The sequence below is a fragment of the Micromonospora sp. CNZ296 genome (genome assembly GCF_007827635.1).
In genome coordinates, this window is record NZ_VISW01000015.1 from 123,926 (window position 1) to 143,885 (window position 19,960).

At 71.9% G+C, this 19,960-nt stretch carries 25 protein-coding genes; 5 read left to right on the forward strand and 20 right to left on the reverse strand.

Annotation, left to right across the window (positions count from 1 at the left end):
* Positions 1–4: 4 nt before the first annotated feature.
* Positions 5–850, forward strand: a complete 846-nt coding sequence (locus FB455_RS24015) for a DedA family protein (protein WP_030269737.1) — start codon at positions 5–7, stop codon at positions 848–850.
* 172 nt (positions 851–1,022) lie between these two features.
* Here the strand turns inward: FB455_RS24015 and FB455_RS24020 are convergent, their stop codons facing one another.
* From FB455_RS24020 to FB455_RS24100, 16 genes are all read right to left on the reverse strand, one after another.
* Complete coding sequence (locus FB455_RS24020) at positions 1,023–1,400, reverse strand: ArsR/SmtB family transcription factor (protein ID WP_007454255.1); 378 nt, start codon at positions 1,398–1,400, stop codon at positions 1,023–1,025.
* 57 nt (positions 1,401–1,457) lie between these two features.
* Positions 1,458–1,997 (reverse strand): orotate phosphoribosyltransferase, encoded by a 540-nt coding sequence (pyrE, locus tag FB455_RS24025; protein ID WP_013283387.1) that lies wholly within the window; start codon positions 1,995–1,997, stop codon positions 1,458–1,460.
* Between the two features lie 154 nt (positions 1,998–2,151).
* Positions 2,152–2,961, reverse strand: a complete 810-nt coding sequence (locus FB455_RS24030) for an SDR family NAD(P)-dependent oxidoreductase (RefSeq protein ID WP_145755009.1) — start codon at positions 2,959–2,961, stop codon at positions 2,152–2,154.
* A complete protein-coding gene (locus FB455_RS24035) occupies positions 2,958–3,686 on the reverse strand; it encodes a hypothetical protein (RefSeq protein WP_145755010.1) in 729 nt (242 codons plus the stop codon). Before FB455_RS24035 ends, FB455_RS24030 begins: the two co-directional genes overlap by 4 nt.
* Positions 3,687–3,758: 72 nt before the next feature.
* Positions 3,759–4,538 carry a hypothetical protein gene (locus FB455_RS24040; RefSeq protein ID WP_013283384.1) on the reverse strand — a complete coding sequence of 260 codons (780 nt, stop codon included), beginning with the start codon at positions 4,536–4,538 and terminating at the stop codon, positions 3,759–3,761.
* Between the two features lie 69 nt (positions 4,539–4,607).
* Positions 4,608–5,606, reverse strand: coding sequence for a hypothetical protein (locus tag FB455_RS24045; RefSeq protein ID WP_041784385.1), 999 nt, complete (start codon positions 5,604–5,606; stop codon positions 4,608–4,610).
* A gap of 67 nt (positions 5,607–5,673) precedes the next feature.
* A complete protein-coding gene (locus FB455_RS24050) occupies positions 5,674–7,242 on the reverse strand; it encodes a polyamine aminopropyltransferase (RefSeq protein WP_123110248.1) in 1,569 nt (522 codons plus the stop codon).
* A complete protein-coding gene (locus FB455_RS24055; RefSeq protein WP_145755011.1) occupies positions 7,239–8,012 on the reverse strand; it encodes a hypothetical protein in 774 nt (257 codons plus the stop codon). The genes FB455_RS24050 and FB455_RS24055 overlap by 4 nt, the downstream gene beginning before the upstream one ends.
* Positions 8,012–8,434, reverse strand: coding sequence for a DUF350 domain-containing protein (locus FB455_RS24060; protein WP_030269725.1), 423 nt, complete (start codon positions 8,432–8,434; stop codon positions 8,012–8,014). The genes FB455_RS24055 and FB455_RS24060 overlap by 1 nt, the downstream gene beginning before the upstream one ends.
* A gap of 31 nt (positions 8,435–8,465) precedes the next feature.
* Entirely contained in the window at positions 8,466–8,891 is a 426-nt protein-coding gene (locus tag FB455_RS24065) for a DUF4247 domain-containing protein (RefSeq protein ID WP_145755012.1), read from the reverse strand.
* Positions 8,888–9,382, reverse strand: coding sequence for a DUF2617 family protein (locus tag FB455_RS24070; protein WP_013283378.1), 495 nt, complete (start codon positions 9,380–9,382; stop codon positions 8,888–8,890). The genes FB455_RS24065 and FB455_RS24070 overlap by 4 nt, the downstream gene beginning before the upstream one ends.
* 1 nt (position 9,383) lies before the next feature.
* The gene (locus FB455_RS24075) at positions 9,384–10,022 is read right to left on the reverse strand and encodes a DUF4178 domain-containing protein (protein ID WP_030269724.1); all 639 of its coding nucleotides are present in this window, start codon (positions 10,020–10,022) and stop codon (positions 9,384–9,386) included.
* Between the two features lie 81 nt (positions 10,023–10,103).
* Positions 10,104–10,484, reverse strand: a complete 381-nt coding sequence (locus FB455_RS24080; protein WP_145755013.1) for a hypothetical protein — start codon at positions 10,482–10,484, stop codon at positions 10,104–10,106.
* Positions 10,485–10,684: 200 nt separating this feature from the next.
* Complete coding sequence (clpB, locus tag FB455_RS24090) at positions 10,685–13,276, reverse strand: ATP-dependent chaperone ClpB (RefSeq protein ID WP_013283375.1); 2,592 nt, start codon at positions 13,274–13,276, stop codon at positions 10,685–10,687.
* A 159-nt stretch (positions 13,277–13,435) separates the two neighbouring features.
* Positions 13,436–13,690 (reverse strand): hypothetical protein, encoded by a 255-nt coding sequence (locus FB455_RS24095; protein WP_030500546.1) that lies wholly within the window; start codon positions 13,688–13,690, stop codon positions 13,436–13,438.
* Positions 13,687–14,004, reverse strand: a complete 318-nt coding sequence (locus FB455_RS24100; RefSeq protein WP_091330472.1) for a DivIVA domain-containing protein — start codon at positions 14,002–14,004, stop codon at positions 13,687–13,689. The genes FB455_RS24095 and FB455_RS24100 overlap by 4 nt, the downstream gene beginning before the upstream one ends.
* Positions 14,005–14,256: 252 nt before the next feature.
* Between FB455_RS24100 and FB455_RS24105 the strand changes: the two genes are divergently transcribed.
* The 4 genes from FB455_RS24105 to FB455_RS24120 all read left to right on the forward strand — a co-directional run bounded on the left by FB455_RS24105 (position 14,257) and on the right by FB455_RS24120 (position 16,872).
* A complete protein-coding gene (locus FB455_RS24105; protein WP_091330473.1) occupies positions 14,257–14,487 on the forward strand; it encodes a winged helix-turn-helix domain-containing protein in 231 nt (76 codons plus the stop codon).
* A gap of 68 nt (positions 14,488–14,555) precedes the next feature.
* Entirely contained in the window at positions 14,556–15,056 is a 501-nt protein-coding gene (locus FB455_RS24110; protein ID WP_013283371.1) for a cation:proton antiporter regulatory subunit, read from the forward strand.
* A 5-nt stretch (positions 15,057–15,061) separates the two neighbouring features.
* Entirely contained in the window at positions 15,062–16,279 is a 1,218-nt protein-coding gene (locus FB455_RS24115) for a cation:proton antiporter (protein WP_013283370.1), read from the forward strand.
* A 164-nt stretch (positions 16,280–16,443) separates the two neighbouring features.
* Complete coding sequence (locus FB455_RS24120) at positions 16,444–16,872, forward strand: hypothetical protein (RefSeq protein WP_013473407.1); 429 nt, start codon at positions 16,444–16,446, stop codon at positions 16,870–16,872.
* 228 nt (positions 16,873–17,100) lie between these two features.
* Here the strand turns inward: FB455_RS24120 and FB455_RS24125 are convergent, their stop codons facing one another.
* The 4 genes from FB455_RS24125 to grpE form a co-directional block, all read right to left on the reverse strand.
* Positions 17,101–17,307 (reverse strand): hypothetical protein, encoded by a 207-nt coding sequence (locus FB455_RS24125; protein WP_013283368.1) that lies wholly within the window; start codon positions 17,305–17,307, stop codon positions 17,101–17,103.
* A gap of 176 nt (positions 17,308–17,483) precedes the next feature.
* A complete protein-coding gene (locus FB455_RS24130; protein WP_013283367.1) occupies positions 17,484–17,924 on the reverse strand; it encodes a heat shock protein transcriptional repressor HspR in 441 nt (146 codons plus the stop codon).
* Between the two features lie 24 nt (positions 17,925–17,948).
* A complete protein-coding gene (dnaJ, locus tag FB455_RS24135) occupies positions 17,949–19,136 on the reverse strand; it encodes a molecular chaperone DnaJ (RefSeq protein ID WP_013473406.1) in 1,188 nt (395 codons plus the stop codon).
* A gap of 79 nt (positions 19,137–19,215) precedes the next feature.
* A complete protein-coding gene (grpE, locus tag FB455_RS24140) occupies positions 19,216–19,953 on the reverse strand; it encodes a nucleotide exchange factor GrpE (RefSeq protein WP_013473405.1) in 738 nt (245 codons plus the stop codon).
* Positions 19,954–19,960 lie beyond the last annotated feature (7 nt).

The following is a 19,960-nucleotide window of genomic DNA, read 5'->3' on the forward strand; positions in this document are numbered from 1 at the left end:
CGAAATGCCGGACCGGGCCGGGGTACCCTGTGTGGCCGTGGACACAGCAGAGAAGACCCGGATGTTCTCCGAGAGCGTGGCGCTGAACCCGCTCGATCCGAAGGACCTCATCCACACCTTCGGCATGATCGGCGTCTGGGTGATCCTCTTCGCCGAGACCGGGCTGCTCGTCGGCTTCTTCTTCCCGGGCGACTCGCTGCTGTTCCTGGCCGGGGTGGCCGCCTCTCCGGTGGCCGACGCCATCTTCGGCGACGGCACCCGCCTGTCCCTGGCCGGGCTGATGATCGGCGGTCCGCTCTGCGCCATCGTCGGCGCCCAGCTCGGGCACTGGCTCGGCGCCCGGTACGGCCGGCGCATGTTCGAGAAGCCCAACTCCCGTCTGTTCAAGCGGGAGTACGTGGAGAAGGCGGAGTACTACTTCCAGAAGTTCGGCCCGGCGAAGGCCGTGGTGCTGGCCCGGTTCATCCCGATCGTGCGGACGTTCCTCAACCCGGTGGCCGGGGTGCTCGGCATGCCGGCCCGCCAGTTCTTCGTGTGGAACGTGGTGGGCGCGGTCCTCTGGGTGGACGGCATCCTGCTGATCGGCTACCTGCTGGCCCGGCAGATCTACGACGCCATCGGCGACAAGATCGACAGGTACATCCTGCCGGTGGTCGCGCTGATCATCGTGATCTCGGTGCTGCCGATCTTCTTCGAGTTCCTCCGCGACCGGCGGGCACGCAAGCGCGGCGAGGCGGTCGCCGTCATCACCGCGGCGACTGTGGCCGGCACTGTGGAGGCGGCCCGGGAGGGCATCGAGGAGCACCGTCCCGGGCACGGCGACGGGCACGGCGGTCAGCACCGCCGCTGAGCACGTACGGACGCCGAAGGCCGGCCCTCGGACGAGGACCGGCCTTCGACAGCACTGCTCCAGCCGGGTCACACGGACGACGACAGCCGTCACCGTGCGCTGATGGCGCCACCCCTCGCACGCCACCGGTCACCCGGTCGGGACGACCCTCGGTCGGGTCGGCCCGAAGGTTTCAGCGAGCCTTCTTGGTGGCCCGCTTCCGCGGCGGGGTGAGCAGATCCGCGATCGTGGCGATCGCGGACGGCACCAGCCGGTAGTACGCCCAGACCCCGCGCTTCTCCCGCTCCAGCAAGCCGGCCTCGGTGAGGATTCGCAGGTGGTGGCTGACCGTCGGCTGCGAGAGGCCGAGCGGCGCGGTGAGGTCACACACGCACGCCTCCCCCTCGGGAGCCGACTGGATCAGGCTGAGCAGCCGCAGCCGGGCGGGGTCAGCGAGGGCCTTGAGGACCCCCGCAAGCCGCTCGGCGTCGGCGCGTTCGATCGGCTCGCCGGCAAGCGGCGAGATCTGAGGCATGGTCATTTCAGCCAACGCAGTTCCCACGTATTCCATCCTTCCACCAGCAGCATCGATCCGCCTGCATATCAGCAGATCCGAATCGGCAAACTTTTACGCCACAAGGCCGAGGTCAGCCAACGTATAGGCCGCCCGATAGGGCAATCCGGCGGCTCGCACCGTGTCGCCGGCACCTCGATCAACAATAACCGCCACACCCACCACCTCGGCCCCTGCCTCACGCAATGCGTCGACAGCCGTCAACACACTTCCACCGGTGGTGGAGGTGTCCTCGACCGCGAGCACCCGTCGCCCGGAGACGTCCGGCCCCTCGATCCGGCGCTGGAGACCGTGGGCCTTGCCCTCCTTGCGGACCACGAAGGCGTCGACCGCGTGGCCGGTGCCCGCCGAGGCGTGCAGCATGGCGGCGGCCACCGGATCGGCGCCCAGGGTCAGCCCGCCGACCGCGTCGTAGGCCCAGTCGGCGGTGAGGTCACGCATGACCCGGCCGATCAACGGAGCCGCCTCGTGATGGAGCGTGACGCGACGCAGATCCACGTACCAGTCCGCCTCGCGGCCCGACGAGAGCACCACCCGGCCGTGCACCACAGCGAGGTCAGTGATGAATTTGCGCAGGTCGTCGTGGTCGCCCATGGCCCAAGAGCGTACTTCGCAAGTCTGAGCGCCATGTTTCGGGCCTGCCCTGGTCAACCCTGCGGGCGACCGACGGGTGGCGATGAGCGGCTACGCTGTGCGACCGTCCATCCCGGTCGGCCGCCGGGCCGGTGCGCGTACGGGCTGCCGCCGGTCAGCCGCGCTGCCGGCCGACCGCACCCCGGGTGTCCCGCCGGAAGCCGCGCAGCAGCCGCTTCGGCGCGTGCCGCAGCCCGGCCACCGCCACCTTGTACTTCCAGTCCGGAACGCTCACCGCCTTGCCTTTCCGCAGGTCACGGAGCCCTTCGGCGACCACATCGTCGGCTCGCAGCCAGGCCCAGGCGGGCAGGCGCGACATGTCGATGCCCGCGCGTTCGTGAACTCCGGTTCGCGTGTAGCCGGGACAGAGCGCCATCACGCGCACACCCAGCGGCGCGACGGATTGGCCGATCGATTCACTGAAATTCGTCACCCACGCCTTGCTGGCCGAGTACGTGGATCCCGGCATGGGGACACCGAAGCCGGCAACGGAAGAGACATTTATCACTGCCCCGTGGCCTCTCTCGATCATCGGACCGAGGGCGGCGTGGGTCAGACGCAGCACGGCGAGCACGTTGAGCCGGACCAGCCGCGCCTCGTCCGCCACCGACGAGCGGACGAACGACGTGCTCAGACTGATGCCGGCGTTGTTGACGAGCAGCTCGATCGGCGTACCGGCGGTCAGCCGCTGCTCGACCGCCGCGCAGCCGTCCTCGGTGGACAGATCGGCCGCGATCGTCTCGGCGTCACCGCCGTGCCGGCCAGTCAGCTCGGCCGCCAGCGCGTCGAGCCGGACGGCGTCCCGGGCCACCAGGACGACGTCCCATCCGTCGGCGGCGAGCCGGCGGGCGAACGCCTCGCCGATGCCCAGGCTGGCGCCGGTCACCAGGGCGCGGCGCCGGGAGGGGTGGGTGTCACCGGTCATCGGCTGTCCTCGGGAGGTGGCGGGAACCCACCCGGCGGCGTCGCGGGCGGGACGGACGGGGGCGGGTTCAGGCCGGGTGGCGGCCCCCAGGGCGTCGGCCCGGGGGCGACCGCGCCGGACACTGTCGAGCCGTAGCCGGACAGCCGCAGCGGTGCGGTACGGCGTCGCAGGAACGCGCCGGACGACGGCAGCGTGAGCAGCACGGCGACCACCAGATAGCCGAGGATCTGCGCCACCGACAGCGTCGCGTTCACCGGGATCCACCACGACGGGTACGCGTCGCCGACGAGCCCCAGCAGGTCGGCGGTGATCCGGTCGTCCGCGCCGAGCCGCAGCGGGGCGGCCCGTTGGCCGACCAGCACCGCCAGCCCGCAGCAACCGCAGAGCAGGCCCGTTCCGGCGACCACCCAGGTCGCCGTGCGGGCACCGGACCGGCCGGCGAGCAGACCGAGCGCCAGCCCGACGAGCAGCAGCGCGGCGAGCACGCCGAGCACGGCGGCCAGCACTGTGGAGCCGCGCAGCAGACCGGCCACCTGGTCGACGTCGCCGCCGCTGGCGCCGGTCCGCTCGGCTGCCGCGTCCCGGAACCGGTCCACCGTGCCGCCGCCGACGGCCAGGTTGACCACCGCGTACGCCACGGCGCCGACCGCCATCACCAGCAGCAGCGCCGCCGCGGCGAGGACCGTGCCCGGCCGGCGGGGTGCGGCCCGTTCGGGGTACGACACGACTGATCCCTCCGGTAGGCGTCGGCTTGCAACCTACTCGGAGGGATCGTCGGCGTCGCTGCAATCCGGACGTCAACTTCCGGATGGCGGCTCCGGGTCGCGGCGCTCACCCGGCTGACCACCGGGCGCGGACGGCGGCTGACCACCGGGCGCGGACGGCGGCTGACCGCCGGGCGTCGACGGCGGGGTGCCGGGAGCCGGCGGGTACGACGGGTACGCCGGATCCCCGGACTGGCCCGGGTGCGACGGGTACGCCGGGTAGGCGCCACCGGGCACCGGCGGCTCCCAGCCGGCCTTGGGCTTGCGGAAGAACTCGTTCGCCTTCGGCAGCGCCAGCAGGATCAGCGCGGCCAGCAGGGCGAGCAGCGCGACCAGACCCAGCAGCAGGTTGACCGGGGTGTACCAGGACGGCAGCGCGTCCTCCAGCCGGCGCTGGATCTCCTCCGAGCTGGGCACGTCACCGGTGGTGTTGCCGCCGCCCGTCATGCCGCCGGTGAGGCCGGTCAGCAGCCCACCGCCGGTGCAGCAGAACAGGATGCCGCCCAGCACCCAGGTGGTGATCCGGGAGCCGTTCTTGCCCCGGTTGTTCAGCAGCGCGAGGACGACGAGCCCGGCCGCGATCAGCAGCGACACGACCGCCGTGATGATGCTGAACGCGTACGCGATGTCGCCGGCCCCTTCGGCCGAGGTGCCCGCGTACGCGTCGGTGAGAACGTCGCGGATCTTGCCGACGACGGTCAGCGCCACGATCAGGTTCAGCACCTGGATCGCGGCGACGAGGATGAGCAGCCAACTGGAGAGCGTCACCACGCCGGGACGCGTGCGGGGCGGGGTGCCCGGAGCATCGACCATGATTCTCCCTTCCTGGATCAGATGCCCACCGTAGCGATCTTCCACCAGCTCAGCACGCCGGAAACGGCTCTACCTCTCGGCGGCGCGCCGCAACCGGCGGTGCTCGGCGGTGACCACGCCGAGCAACGCGAGATCGAGCGCGACGGCGGAGACCGCGCCGAACTGGTTCACAGTGAAGTTGAAGACCTGCCCGAACAGCAGGTCGACGAGCAGCGCCAGCTTGAACAGGCGGAACGCCTCGGCCCGGTTGCGGCGCAGCAGCCAGGCGGCCCACAGACCGAGCACGGCGGTGATCAACGCGGTGGCGCTGACGCCGAGCACCGCGCCCCACTCCCGTTCCTGGTCCAGTTTCCCGGTCACCCCGTCGAGGAACACCGCCACCACCGTGAGCACCGGCTCCACCACCAGGTAGACCACCACCGGCCAGACCAGCCAGCGGCGTCCGGCCGCCCAGACGGCGAGGCGCCGGGCCCGGTCCGCCGCCCGCTGCCAGAGCGGCACCGGCGGCGGTTCCCGGTGGGGCACCGCTTCGAGCAGGTGCGCCACCGCCGTCTCGGTGGCCGGTCCGGTGCCCTGGACGAGCCGCAGCACGGCGATCCGGCGGCGGTCGGTCAGCCCGCCCGGCAGGCCGCTGAGCACCATGTCCAGTGCGTTCGCCGTGCGTTCGGCCGGGGTCAGCCGGGACCGGCCGGTGCGCCCGCGTACCGCCTGGATGAGCAGGACCAGCAGCGCGAACGCGACATAGATGATGGCGGCGGCGGGGGCGTAGAAGTAGTCGGTGCCGGTGGTGACGAACTTGCCCACCTCGTCGATGAACAACCCGAACCCGATGCCGCCGATCACCGCCCCGCCGCTGCGGGCGCCACCGCCGAGGAAGACGAGCGGGATGCCCAGGCCGACGGCGAGCAGCAGGCCGCCCCAGAGGACGTGCGCGATGTGCAGCCCGCCGCCGCCGAGCTGTGGATAGTCGGTGGCCTTCAGGTACGCCCGCACGGCCAGCACGGTGACCACGCCGGAGAGCACGAACGCCTGGAGGTAGGACGCCGCCTCGACCGCCCGGGTCGGCAGCCGGCGGACCAGCCAGCCGATCCCCGGTCGGTGACGCGACGACGATTCGGGTGGCATGTCCCGAAACCTAGTAGCCGCGCCACTCCTCGCGGGCGTAGTCCAGCACCCTCGGGCGCAACAGGGTGGAGGCCGGTACGTCGATCCGGGCCCGGTCGGCGGGGAACGTGCCGGCGGCGGCCAGCACCGCCGGGGTGAGGAAACGCAGCGGCGGCGGATCGTCCGGCAGCGCCAGTTCCGGCGCGACGTCACCCGGCGCGGCGAGCACGAACCCCCAGTCGCCGAAGCTCGGCACGTCGACGTGGTACGGCACTGTGGCGAAGCCCGCCTCGCGCACCGACCGCTCGATCGACCAGTACGACCGGGGTGCGAAGTAGGGCGACCCGGACTGCACGACGAGCCGCCCGCCGGGGGCCAGCACCGGCCGGATCAGCGTGTAGAACTCGATCGTGTAGAGCTTCGCGGTGGCCGTCTCGTCCGGATCGGGCAGGTCGGCGATCACCACGTCGAAGCGGTCCGTGGCGGTACGCAGCCAGGCGAACGCGTCCAGGTTGAGCACCCGTACCCGGGGGTCGGTGAGCGACTCCCGGTTCAGCTCGCGCAGCTGCGGCTCCCGGCGGGCCAGCTCGACCACTGCCGGGTCGAGGTCGACGAGCGTCACCGAGCGCACGTCCGGGTACTTGAGGATCTCCCGTGCGGCCAGCCCGTCCCCGGCGCCGAGCACCAGCACGTCACCGTGCGCCCCCCGCATCGCCGGATGCACGAGCGCCTCGTGGTAGCGGTACTCGTCGATCGAGCTGAACTGGAGGTCGCCGTTGAGGAACAGCCGCAGGTCGGTGTCGGAGTGGCCGGGCTCGCGCACCGATCGGGTGAGCACGATCTCCTGGTACCGGCTGCGCTCGGCGTGCACCACCGGGTCGCGGTAGAGCTGCTGGCGGGTGGTCACCTCGAAGTCGTGGGCGGTCACCCAGGCGTACCCGAGAAGCAGGCCGACCACGACGGTGGCCGCGCCCAGCGCGGCCCGCGCCCGGCGGCCGAGTTCGGCGCGGAACACGGTGAAGACGAGCACCACACCGGCGACCGCGTTCACCGCGCCCACCACGAGCGCGCCCTTGAGCTGGCCGAAGACCGGGATCAGCAGGAACGGGAAGGCCAGCCCGCCGAGCAGCGCGCCCACGTAGTCGGCGGCGAACAGGTCGGCCACCGCGCTGCCCGCCGACTGCTCCCGGATGCGTTGCAGCATCACCATGAGCAGCGGGATCTCCGCGCCGATCAGCAGTCCGAGCACGAACGCGGTGCCGACGAGCGCCGGACCGTACAGGTCGAGCCAGGCGAACGCGGCGTAGAGGCCGAGCACGGACAGGCCCCCGAGCAGCGCCAGCGTCAGCTCGATCACCGCGAACGAGACCACCGCCCGGGACTGCAACGGCTTCGCCACCAGCGCGCCGACGCCCATCGCGAAGACCATCACGCCGAGCACGATCGACGCCTGGCCGACCGTGTCGCCGATCAGGTAGCTGCCGAGCGCGACCAGCGCCAGCTCGTACACCAGGCCGCAGGCCGCGCACACGAAGACCGCGAGCAGGACCGCCGCGCGGGCCAGGCGCCACCGCGGCCGTGCGGCCACGTCGGCTGTCACCGTCTGCTCCGGGTACGTCCGGCGGCTCCCGCCCCGGCGCGCTGCGCGGGCACCCGTCCCCGGTGGTTGCGGCGCTGGCGCACGCCCACGACGAGGAACAGCGCGGCGAGCAGGAACAGACCGAGCGAGCTGAGGACGTAGATCCAGCGGTCCCGCCAGAAGTCGTTGCCGGCGTCCGGCAGCGGTGCGGCCGCGGTCGACGGCCCGGCGGTGGGGGTGGCGGCCGGCTCGGCGAGCCCGCGCTCGGCGGCGAGCAGCGGCAGGATCGTGGCGGCCCGGGTGACGGCCCAGCCCGGGTCGTCGACGAATGCCTCCTCGTCCAGCCCGAAGCGGCCCAGGCGGGTCTCGATCGCGGCGAGGTCGGCGAACTCGATGTCGTCCGAGCCCTTGATCCGGATCGTGGCGGAGTCCTCCGACTCGCTGCTGGACGAGGTGTACCTGACGTTCGCGGACACAGCGATCCAGCGCGTGCAGCCGGGAGCGTCGACGACTGTGGTGCCGTCGCCGAGGTTGGAGCCGACGCTCACCTCGTCGTACACGTCGAGCAGTTCCCAGCCGTAGCAGATGCCCTGGCTGTCGGCGGCGGCCCGGAGGATCGGCACGGTGCCGGACCGCTCGTCGGCCGCCGGCGCGGGGACGGAGGTGTCCGAGTCGCCGCTGAACGCGCCGATGGCGCAGACGACGACCACGATCCCCACGACCACGGACCAGATCACCGTCTGGGTGCGCTTGTCCTTCCCCGCCGAATGCTGTGCGGGCTTTCCGCTCATCAGATGATCGCGGCCGCGATGATCGCACCGGTGGCGAGGTGCACGGTGGCGGAGACCCACACCGCCGGGTGCGGCTCCGGGTCGACGAGCAGCTCACCGAGCTTGCCCGGAGTGGCCACGTCGAGCAGCACGAACGCCGCCGCCATGATCACCAGACCGAGGATGCCGTACGCGGCGGCCCCGACCAGCCCCAGCGTGAAGTCGTCGTCGCTGGCCACGATCGCGGCGACCACGATCGTGCCGACCCCGAGCAGGTTGGACGAGAGCAGCAGAGCCGCGTTGCGGTTGCGCTCGGTCCAGATCAGCTCGTGGAGCTTGCCGGGGGTGGCCAGGTCGACCAGGACGTAGCCGATCGCCATCAGGACGACGCCGACCGCGCCGTAGGCGAGGGTGACCAGCAGGTCGGTGACGAGATGCTGCACAGGAGACTCCAGGGTGAGGGGGTCGGAGGGGCTACTTGCCGGAACCGGGGCCGCCGCCCCGGACCGTGCTGCCTCGGCCCCAGCCCCAGCTGTTGCCGACGACGCTGTGGTACCGGGGGTAGGCGGTGGTCATCTTCTCCAGCAGGATCACCGAGCCGACGGCGAGCGGGAGGATCACCACCGAGTCGTCGTCGTAGCGCAGGTACACGCCGCTGCCGTCGACGTACTGGTCGGCCGGCTTCCAGGTGTCGGTGATCTGCTTGGACACGTCGCTCGGCGCCTTGTTCGAGGTGTAAGCGATCGCGTTCGAGCCGATGTCCCGCCCGGAGGCGCGGGAGAAGGTGTCCTCCACGTAGCCGCGCGGCGAGAAGTTGCCGTAGAAGATCGTGAAGGCGGCGATGAGCGCGCCGATGACGGCGACCGCCACGCCCACCACGAACCACCGTCGGTACGTCACAGCTCCTCCACCACCGTCTCGGTCAGGACCAGCTCGTTGGTCTGCGGGTAGGCGTGCCAGGTGCGCCAGGCGAGCACGCCGTCCGGCGGGGCGGGCCGCACGGAGAGCGCGGTGACCGCGTCCTCGTCGCCGGGGAAGACGCCGATCAGCGCGTACGGGTCCTCGGCCAGCTCGGCGCGCAGCGCCGCGACCCGGGTACGCAGGCCGTCGCCCTCCGGCCGGAGCACTGTGGCGAGGAACCGGTAGCCGGCCGTCTCGTCGTGCAGCGTGCCCGGCAGGTGCGGCGGGCGGCCGGGCAGGCAGGCGACCGTCTCGGTGAGCGTGCCGAGCACCACCTGGTGGGAGGCGCCCAGCAGGCGCAGCCGCAGCCGGGGCAGGCCGGGCAGGTCGATGTCGCGTACGGCGAGCGCCGGCAGCTCCGGGCCGCCCAGGGCCAGGCTCAGATCGGCGGCGCTGGTGTCGACGTAGGGCGCGTCCAGACAGACGAGCACGTCAGCGCACCGTGTCCGGGCCACCCTGCGGGTAGATCATCACCTCGGCGCGGCGCAGCTCCTCGCCGAGGTTGACCTCCCAGCCGGCCTCGCCGTACGCCTCGAACGACAGCCGTGCGCCGCCGGGCGCCTGGTAGTCGTAGTAGCGCATGGTGCCGTTCGGGTCGAGGCCGGTGCCCTCGGTGGCCGTGTACCGGGCCTGGCCCGACTCGTCCCAGTTGTAGCGACGGCCGGCGATCTCCAGCGTCGGGGCGCCGGGCGTCACGGTGGCCCCCGGCTCGCTGGTCCAGAGCACCATCTCCAGGTCCGGGTCGGCCTCGACGGAGAGCCAGCGCTTCACGCCGCCCGCATCGTCGAGCAGGTGCTCCGCCCAGCTCCAGCCGCCCTCGACCAGGTGCACCGAGCCACGGACCGTGTACGGCACCGCGCGGATCTCGACGATGTCGCCGGGCTTGAGCGCGCGCGGGTCGCCGCGCAGCGCGTCCGCGTCCCGGTCCCGGAACGGGTCACCCGGCGCCGCCTTCGTCTTCGGGCGGGACGCGGACTGGGACTTCCGCCACGCGATCACCGCGATCACCACTCCGGCCACCCCGACCAGACATCCCAGCGTGGCCAGCACCCACGCCAACGAACCGTTCACGACCGCCTCCCCCAACGTGCTCGGCGGGAACGGTAACAACCGCACGCACGCCTGCTGAAGTCCTGTTCGCTGAGTGTGTGCTCAGCTACTGTCGGCGGCGGCGAGCCGGTCGGCGGCGTATTCGCCCAGCGTGGCGCGGCCCATGAGGCAGCCGGAGAACGTGGTGAACTCGCCGTCGTCGCCGCGCAGCCGGGCCCAGGCGTCCCGCCCGGCGGCCCGATCGACCGCCTCCAGCAGCGTCGCCGCGTACGCCCGGCCGGCCGGCGAACCCTTGCGGAGCAACCTGTCGACCCGCTTGCGGGCCTCCTCCGGGTGCTCCTGCAGCCCCTGTTCCAGCGTCCGGTACGCCTCGGTCGCGGGCAGGATCTGCCCCGCCAGTCCCACCCCGCCGAAGGCGAGGGTGTCCGCGCGGTCGAGTTCCCGCGCGGCCGCGTCCAGTTCCCGTTCCCAGCTCCCGCTCATGCCCCACTATGTGCCCACCCCACCAACCCCTCACGCTCACTCCGTTCGCGTGAAAGGAAGGGCCCCCTTTTAACGCCTCCGGTAGAAGAAGGGCCCCTTGTTAACACCACGGCGGGCAGCACCCACGGCACGCGGGCCGGCACGGCCGGGGACGGCGAAGGCCCGGCCGGGAGGGCCGGGCCTTCGCGGGGTGGTGCGGGTCAGGCGGCGGTCACCGCCAGGGACTCCTTGGAGTCGGACAGGTCGACGCGGACCGTGTCGCCGTCGCGGATGTCACCGGCCAGCAGCGCCTTCGCGAGCTGGTCGCCGATCGCCGACTGCACCAGCCGGCGCAGCGGGCGGGCACCGTAGATCGGGTCGTACCCGTGCTCGGCCAGCCACGTGCGGGCCGCGTCGGTGATCTCCAGGCCCAGCCGGCGGTCGGCCAGCCGGCGGCGCATGCGGTCGAGCTGGATGTCCACGATCGACCGCAGGTCCTCGCCCTGGAGCGCGGCGAACACCACGATGTCGTCGAGCCGGTTGAGGAACTCCGGCTTGAAGTGCGACCGGACCACCGCGAGCACACCCTCCCGGCGCTCGTTCTCGGTGAGCGTCAGGTCGCTGATCACCGACGAACCGAGGTTCGAGGTGAGGATCAGGATCGCGTTGCGGAAGTCCACGGTACGGCCCTGACCGTCGGTGAGCCGGCCGTCGTCGAGCACCTGGAGCAGCACGTCGAAGACGTCCGGGTGGGCCTTCTCCACCTCGTCCAGCAGGATCACCGAGTACGGCCGGCGGCGTACCGCCTCGGTGAGCTGGCCGCCCTCCTCGTAGCCGACGTACCCGGGCGGGGCGCCGACCAGGCGGGCCACCGAGTGCTTCTCGCCGTACTCGCTCATGTCGATGCGGACCATGGCCCGCTCGTCGTCGAAGAGGAACTCGGCGAGCGCCTTGGCCAGCTCGGTCTTGCCGACGCCGGTCGGGCCGAGGAACAGGAAGCTGCCGGTCGGCCGGTCCGGGTCGGCGACGCCGGCCCGGGCGCGGCGTACCGCGTCGGAGACCGCGCCCACCGCCTCGGCCTGGCCGACCACGCGGCCGCGCAGCGTTTCCTCCATCCGGAGCAGCTTGGCGGTCTCGCCTTCGAGCAGCCGACCGGCGGGGATGCCGGTCCAGGAGGCGACCACGGCGGCGATGTCGTCCGCGCCGACCTCCTCCTTGAGCATCGCGCCGTCGGCCTGGAGCCGGGCCAGCTCCTCTTCGGCCTGCTTCAGCTCGGTCCGCAGCGCGGGAATCCGGCCGTACCGCAGCTCGGCGGCGCGTTCCAGTTCGCCGTCGCGCTCGGCCCGCTCGGCCTCGCCACCGAGGCGCTCCAGCTCCTCCTTGGCGGTGGAGAGCTTGGTGATGTGGCTCTTCTCGGTCTGCCAGCGCTCGGAGAGCGCGGTGAGCTGCTCGCGCTTGTCGGCCAGCTCCTTGCGCAGCCGCTCCAGACGCTCGGCGGACGCGGCGTCCGGCTCCTTCGCGAGCGCCATCTCCTCGATCTCCAGGCGGCGTACCGCCCGCTCGATCTCGTCCACCTCGACCGGGCGCGAGTCGATCTCCATGCGCAGCCGGGACGCCGACTCGTCCACCAGGTCGATCGCCTTGTCCGGCAGGAACCGGTCGGTGATGTACCGGTCGGAGAGCGAGGCGGCGGCCACGAGTGCGGCGTCGGTGATCCGTACGCCGTGGTGCACCTCGTAGCGCTCCTTGAGCCCGCGCAGGATGCCGATGGTGTCCTCGATGGTCGGCTCGCCGACCAGCACCGGCTGGAAGCGGCGCTCCAGGGCCGGGTCCTTCTCGATGTGCTCGCGGTACTCGTCGAGCGTGGTCGCGCCGACCATCCGCAGCTCGCCGCGCGCCAGCATCGGCTTGAGCATGTTGCCGGCGTCCATCGAGCCCTCGCCCTTGCCGGCGCCGACCACGGTGTGCAGCTCGTCCAGGAACGTGATGACCTGGCCGTCGGAGTTCTTGATCTCCTCCAGCACGGACTTCAGCCGCTCCTCGAACTGACCGCGGTACGACGCACCGGCGACCATCGCGCCGAGGTCGAGCGAGACGAGCTTCTTGTCCCGCAGCGACTCCGGCACGTCGCCGGCCACGATCCGCTGGGCCAGGCCCTCCACGATCGCGGTCTTGCCGACGCCCGGCTCGCCGATCAGCACCGGGTTGTTCTTGGTACGCCGGGACAGCACCTGGATCACCCGGCGGATCTCCGAGTCCCGGCCGATCACCGGGTCGATCTTGCCGTCGCGGGCGCTGGCGGTGAGGTCCACGCCGTACTTGGCCAGGGCCTGGTAGGTCTGCTCCGGGTCGGCGGTAGTCACCCGGCGGTCCCCGCCCCGGACGGTCGGGAACGCGGCGACCAGGTTCTCCTCGGTGGCGCCGGAGTTCTTCAGCGCGACCGAGACCGCGCCGCCGACCCGGGCCAGCCCGGCCAGCAGGTGCTCGGTGGAGGTGTACTCGTCGCCCAGCGGCCGCGCGATCTGCTCGGCGGCGCCGATGGCGTTGACGAACTCGCGGGCCAGGGTCGGCTCGGCGATGCTCGACCCGCGTGCGGCCGGCAGCGCGTCGACCGAGCGCTGGGCGACGCGGCGCAGCTCGGCGGGGTCGGCTCCGACGGCGCGCAGCAGGCCCGCGGCGGTCGAGCCTTCGGTGTCCAGCAGTGACAGCAGCAGGTGCCAGGGCTCCACGGTGGCGTGACCGCGCTGGTTCGCCAGCGCGACGGCACCGGTGATGGCTTCGCGGCTCTTGGTGGTGAGACGTTCCGTGTTCATGGGCTCCCCCGGATCGGCGTGTCCACTGGACATGACACAACCAGAGTTGAGTCTATTCCGCTCAACTCCACCCCTGTGACCTGAGTCACCGTCCTCCGGTCCGGCCGGAGAGATCTTGGTACGAAAAGGCCCTTGGAGGGGCCGTTTCGTACCAAGATCTCAGCGACGCGGGAGACGCGCGAGGCAGGGAGTCTCGTGGTCGGCGCGCAGCACGCAACGCCGGCCGCCGTCCAGCTTGCGGTCGCAGAACACCCAATGGCGTACGGACTGGTCGTCCTCCGTCGACACGGTGATCCCGCCCAGCTCCACCACCGCGAGGAACGCCAACGACCGGCCGGCCGTGCGACCGAGCATCTTCGCCCGGGCCAGGTCCGCCGCGCGCACCGGCAGATGGATCACGTACCGCCCGGTCACGGCCGCCCGGCCAGGTCGCGCATCGAGGGAGCCTGACGGGACTGCCACTCGCGCAACGCGCCCTTGATCCGCGCCGTCTCGTCCCGGCTACGTGCGACTTCGGCGTACGCGGCGGCGAGGTCCCCGGCGACGCGGTCGAGGAACGCGGCGACCTCGGCCGGGTCCAGCCCTCGCCGGCACGTCCTGAAACTGTGGCCCCGCACCTGCCAGGGCCGGAGCGGAAGGTACGACGCGGAGCGGTAGGGGCCGCCCGGCGCGGAGTCGGGCGGGCGCGCGTTCCGCCGCTTCGGACGTATTCGCAGGAGGTTGCGCACGACATTGTCCCTTCTTCCGGACCAAAGGAGACGGGTGAGGCGACACGACTGGCCGCGCACGACCAGTCGCGCCGACTACGGCTGCCAACCGGGGGGCCGGTTGCCTACCAGGCGTTCCGCCGAAGGCATCCGCACGAGGAACATACAATGCAAAGCATTGCATGACAAGGAGTGAGCATGCTTAGCACGCGAAGTGTTGGCTGACCGGTCGGACTCGTGGGAAGATCTTGGGGCCTACCAGGAGTTGCCGCCATGCCCCGAGTTTCGGACCGTCAGAGAATCGCGCAGGACATCAGAGACAAGATCGCTTCGGGCGAGTACGGCCCTGGCGACAAACTCCCTTCCCTGCGCGAACTGATCGCGCACTACCACGTGTCCGCGGAGCCGGTCCGCTCGGCGCTGTTGATCCTTCAGGCCGAAGGTCTGGTCGAGGGGCACCAGGGCAAGGGCACCTACGTCACCGCTCGCGACGACGCCCCCTGATCACGCAGCGCCGGGCGACCGCTCCACCCCGGACGCGGTGCGTGCGTGGCAGCGGTAGCCTCACCGACGTGCGAGTACGTGTCGAACAGACCGCCCTGCCCGGGATCGGCGTACGTCATGATCTGATGACGGAGTCCGGCCGCCGGCTCGGCGTGGTCTCCCACCGCAATGGCCGCCGCGACCTGGTCCTATACGACCCGGACGATCCCGACTCCTGCCAACATGACATACCCCTGACCGACGACGAGGCGGAGGCGCTCGCCGACATCCTCGGCGCGTCGCTGATGCTGGGTCAGCTCTCCGGGCTGCGCGAGCAGGCCGCCGGGCTGCTGACCGAGCAGATCGCCATGCCGGCGGGGTCGAAGTACGTCGGCAGGCGGCTCGCGGACACCAAAGCACGCACCCGGACCAGCGCGTCGATCGTGGCCGTGCTGCGTCAGGGCGCCGTGAACGTCTCGCCCGATCCCACCTTCCGGTTCGAAGCCGGCGATGTGGTCGTCGTGGTCGGTACCCGTCAGGGGCTCGACGGCGTGACCGCGATCCTCGCCGAGACCGATCCGGACGGCTGACGCGTATGCACGAAACCACAATCCTGCTCATCGAGGTCGGTGCGCTGCTGCTCCTGCTCGGCCTGCTCGGCCGGCTGAGCCGTCGCTTCGGCGTCTCGCCCATCCCCCTGTACCTGCTCGCCGGCCTGGCGTTCGGGCACGGTGGTCTGCTGCCGCTCAACGCCAGCGAGGAGTTCTTCGCGGTCGGCGCCGAGATCGGCGTGATCCTGCTGCTGGTCATGCTCGGCCTGGAGTACAGCGCGAACGAGCTGGTGGGCAACCTCCGGTCCGCCGCGCCGGCCGGCCTGATCGACGCGGTGTTCAACGCGCTGCCCGGGTTCGCCTTCGCGCTCCTGCTCGGCTGGGGCTGGGTGGCGGCGGTGGTGCTCGCGGGCGTGACCTGGGTGTCGTCGTCCGGCGTGATCGCGAAGGTGCTCGGCGACCTGGGCCGGGTCGGTAACCGGGAGACCCCGGTGATCCTCTCCGTCCTGGTGATCGAGGACCTGGCGATGGCCCTCTACCTGCCGCTGGTCACCGCGCTGCTCGCCGGGGTCGGCCTGATGAAGGGCGGCATCGCGCTCGCCGTCGCGGTGTTCACCGTGGTCGTGGTGCTGGCCGTGGCGATCCGGTACGGCCACCTGATCTCCGCCGCGCTCTCCGCCAAGGATCCGGAGGCGCTGCTGCTCGGGGTGCTCGGCCTGACCCTGCTGGTTGCCGGTGTCGCGGCCAAGCTCCAGGTGTCGGCGGCGGTCGGCGCGTTCCTGGTGGGCATCGCGCTGTCCGGGCCGGTGGCGCACCACGCCACCGAGCTGCTCTCCCCGCTGCGTGATCTGTTCGCCGCGGTCTTCTTCGTGTTCTTCGGGCTGGTCACCAACCCGTTGGACATGCCGCCGGTCCTGCTGCCCGCGCTGCTGCTCGCAGTGGTGACCATGGCGACGAAGGTGGCCACCGGCTACCTGGCCGCCCGCCGGGCCGGAATCGCCGAGCCCGGACGCTGGCGGGCCGGCCTGGCGCTGACTCCGCGCGGCGAGTTCTCCATCGTCATCGCCGGGCTGGCCGTCGCGGCCGTCTACCCGGTGGAGCCGAAGCTCGCCGCGCTCGCCACCGCGTACGTGTTGATCACGGTGGTGACCGGGCCGCTGCTCGCCCGCCTGCCGGACAGCCCGTGGTTCAAGCAGTGGCTGCGCACCCGCGCCGCCGCCGCACGGCCGCCCGCGCCGCTGCCCCTGGGCACCGGCGACTGACCGGGCCGGGCCGGATCAGCCGCAGGGCAGATCCGGCCCGGCGTTGTCAAATTGATCCCGGGAAGGTCTACCCCTGCTCCGTCCAACCGCGTTAACGTTTCGGCCCAGCAGCCAGGGTCCGCGGGTGGCCTGCGCCCCCGCCAGCGCAAGCGGAAGGTCGGCCGGTGAGCGTGCAGGAAGAGACGTTCCGCGGCTTCGCCAACCCGGTCGATCCCTCGCCCGCCGAGCTTCGGGCGTGGGCCTATCAGCCGGATTCGGTGCCGCTGACCTCGATGCCGCCCGACTGGGATCTGCTGGTAGCCGGTGACCATCTGGTGCAGACGCTGTTCGATCTGGCCATGGATCAGGGCTGCCCGGCGCGGCGGTTCACGCTGCACTGCCTCTACATCTACGCCGCCGACGGCATCCGGACGAACTTCCGCGCCCACCCCAAGCGCCGGTTCCGCAAGCTGGTCGAGCAGGCCGAGAAGTCCGGCGACGACCTGATGCGCAACTGGGCGCACAACAGCCGGGTGCTGCTCGCCCGGCCGGATCTCTTCGTCTACCGGGACTGGTGCGAGGGCGGCCTGGTCCGCGAGAACCGCCGCCTCTGACCACCTCGACCCGCCCACGTCGACCTCACTGGCCGTCGACCCGACCGGCCTGGTCGATCATGAACTTGGCGGTATTTGGTGTCCGGTTTGTCGCCGCCAACTTCATGATCGACCGCGAGGGCGGGTGCGTGGTGCCCGCCGGGAGCAACCTGACGTCCCGGCCGGCCCTGCAGAACACGAACGGGCCGGGATCCCCCGTGGATCCCGGCCCGCACGTCGGCGGATCGTCTAGGTCGACCCGCCCTGCTTCTTGCGCCGCTCGTCGTCCCGCGCCCGGTCCACGCCGTGGTCCGTCTGGTCGGCGAAGCGCCCTTCCTTGACCTTGTCGCTGAAGCGTCCCTCGGTGACCCGGTCGAACCGCTCGCGCACGTTCTCGGCCACCTTCTCCAGCCGTTCCTCCGCGCGCTCGGCCACCTTCTTCGCCGGTTCCGTCATGACTCCCCCCGCCAGCCCGGAATCCGCTTTGGGGCTTTTGCCCCTACGGAAAAGCCTAGTTGACCCCGCTCTGCCGTACCCCGCTTTCCCCTGACCCGGCCCGCGAACCGACCGGGGAACGACGAAGGCCGGCGCAGCCCCGGGGGAGCGGGGCGCGCCGGCCTTCAGGTACGGAATCAGCGGTCGGGAGCGCGGCGCGGACGCCAGACGACGAGCGCGGTGGACGTGCGGTTGGTGGGCACGAGGTCGCCGCGGGGGAAGCCGCCGAGCGACTCCAGCTCGGCGATCCGCCGGTACGCGGCGTCCAGTTCCGCCTCCAGCCGGGCCACCCGCTGCTGCGCCTCTTCGAGCAGCCGCTCCAACCCGATGATCCGCTTGACCCCGGCCAGGTTGATCCCGTCGTCCTGGCTGAGCCGCTGCACCTCGCGGAGCAGCACCACGTCCCGGACGCTGTACCGGCGACCGCCGCCGGACGCCCGGCCGGCCTGCACCAGGCCCAGCCGGTCGTACTGGCGCAGCGTCTGGGGGTGCATCCCCGCCATCCGCGCGGCCACCGAGATCATCAAGACCTTGGCCTCGTATGCCTGGTCACCCGAGCCGACGTACTCCTCCGACATGCCCGCTCACCTCCGGTGCCGCCGTCAACTGAATCGACGTACCCGCGCGTCGAGATGTTCCCGCGCGGCGGGCGGAGTCTGCGCCGCGAAGGTCTCCAGCGCCGCCCGCGCCTCGTCCGAGACCTTCGCCGGAACCACCACGTCGAGCGTGACCAGCAGGTCACCGGCGCGGCCGTCCTTGCGTACGACGCCCTTGCCGCGGGCGCGCAGCACCCGCCCGCTGGGCGTACCCGGTGGCACCCGCAGGGTCACCGTCCCGTCCAGGGTCGGCACGCGCAGGTCCGTGCCGAGAACCGCCTCGGCGTACGTGATCGGGACGTTCAGGGTCAGGTCGTCCCCGGTGCGCCCGAACAGCTCGTCCGGGCGGACCTTGACCTGCACGAACAGGTCGCCCGCCGGACCGCCCCGCTCGCCGGGCTCACCTCGGCCGGCCAGGCGGATCCGCTGCCCGTCCGACACCCCGGCGGGGAAGCGGACGTGCAGCGTGCGGGTCTTGGTGACCCCGCCGGTGCCGTGGCACTCCGGGCACTTCTCCTCGACGATCGTGCCGACACCCTGGCAGTTGCGGCACGGCTCGGAGAAACTGAACGACCCCTGGTTGCGGGTGGTCACGCCGGCACCGTGGCAGACCGGGCAGGCCACCGGCTGGGTGCCGGGCTTCGCGCCGTTGCCGTGGCAGGTGTCGCAGACGCCGGGCGCGCGCAGCGTCAGCGGCAGCGTGACGCCGCGTACCGCGTCTTCGAAGTCGAGCGCCACCTCGGTCTCGACGTCCCGGCCGCGGGCCGGGCCGCGCGGACGTGCCGGACCGCCGCCACCTGCACCGCCGGAGAAGATCGAGCTGAACAGGTCGGTGAAGCCGCCGCCGCTGAACCGGCTGTCCCCACCCCCGGCGCCGCCGCCGAACAGGTCGGAGACGTCGAACGGCATGCCGCCCGGCTGGCCCGCGCCGCGGGCGTTGCGCCGGAAGGCGCCGGAGCCGAACAGCGAGCGCATCTCGTCGTACTCACGGCGCTTCTTCTCGTCACCGAGCACCGCGTACGCCTCGGAGACGGTCTTGAACCGCTCCTCGGCGCCGGTGTCGCCGGGGTTGTGGTCCGGGTGCGACTCCCGGGCCAACTTGCGGTACGCCTTCTTGATCTCGTCCGAGGAGGCGGACTTGTCCACGCCCAACGCGGCGTAGTAGTCCTTCTCGATCCAGTCCTTGGAACTCACCGGTCCACCCCCTTCCACGGGTCGAACCCCGGTCGTCCCGCCCGCCCGGTGCGGGCGGGCGGGACGTCACGGGTCGGCACTACTCCGGGTCCGCGACCGCGACCATGGCGGGCCGCAGCAGCCGCTCGCCGAGCTGGTAACCACGGCGCATGACCTGGACGCAGGTCGGCTCCGTCACGTCGGCGGAGGTCTGGTGCGCCACCGCCTCGTGCCGGGTCGGGTCGAACGGGTCACCCGTCTCACCGAACGCGGTCAGGCCGAACTTCGCGAGCGCGCCGGTGAGCTGCTCGGCCACGCTGCCGAACGGTCCCACCAGGTCGCCGTGCTCACGGGCCCGGTCCAGGTCGTCGAGGATCGGCAGCAGCGCGGTGAGCACCGCCCCGGTGGCCTGCTCCTGAACCAGGTTGCGGTCCCGGTCGACCCGCTTGCGGTAGTTGGCGTACTCCGCGGTCACCCGCTGGAGGTCGCGGGTGCGCTCCTCCAGGTCGGTGCGGAGCGACTCCAGCTCGGCGCCGAGCGGCGCGCCCGTGCCGGTCCCGCCGTTCGGCTCGGCGGGCGAGTCGACCACGGTCGGACCGCTGACCTCGGCCTCGCCGCCGATCTCGTCGACCACGACCTCGGCCTCCTCGACCAGCCCTTCGGCGGGTGCGTCGGCGGCCGCGTCGGCCGCCGAGGCGTCGTTCGCCGGCTGCTCGGTCACCTTGCCGAGCTTGCGCTTGTCGCGGATGACGACCCGGGGTTCGTCGCCGGTGTCCTTCCCGGCGCCCGGCGCCGACCCGGTGGCACCCGGGTCGGCCGCTCGTGGCTTGTCCGTCATGCGGTTA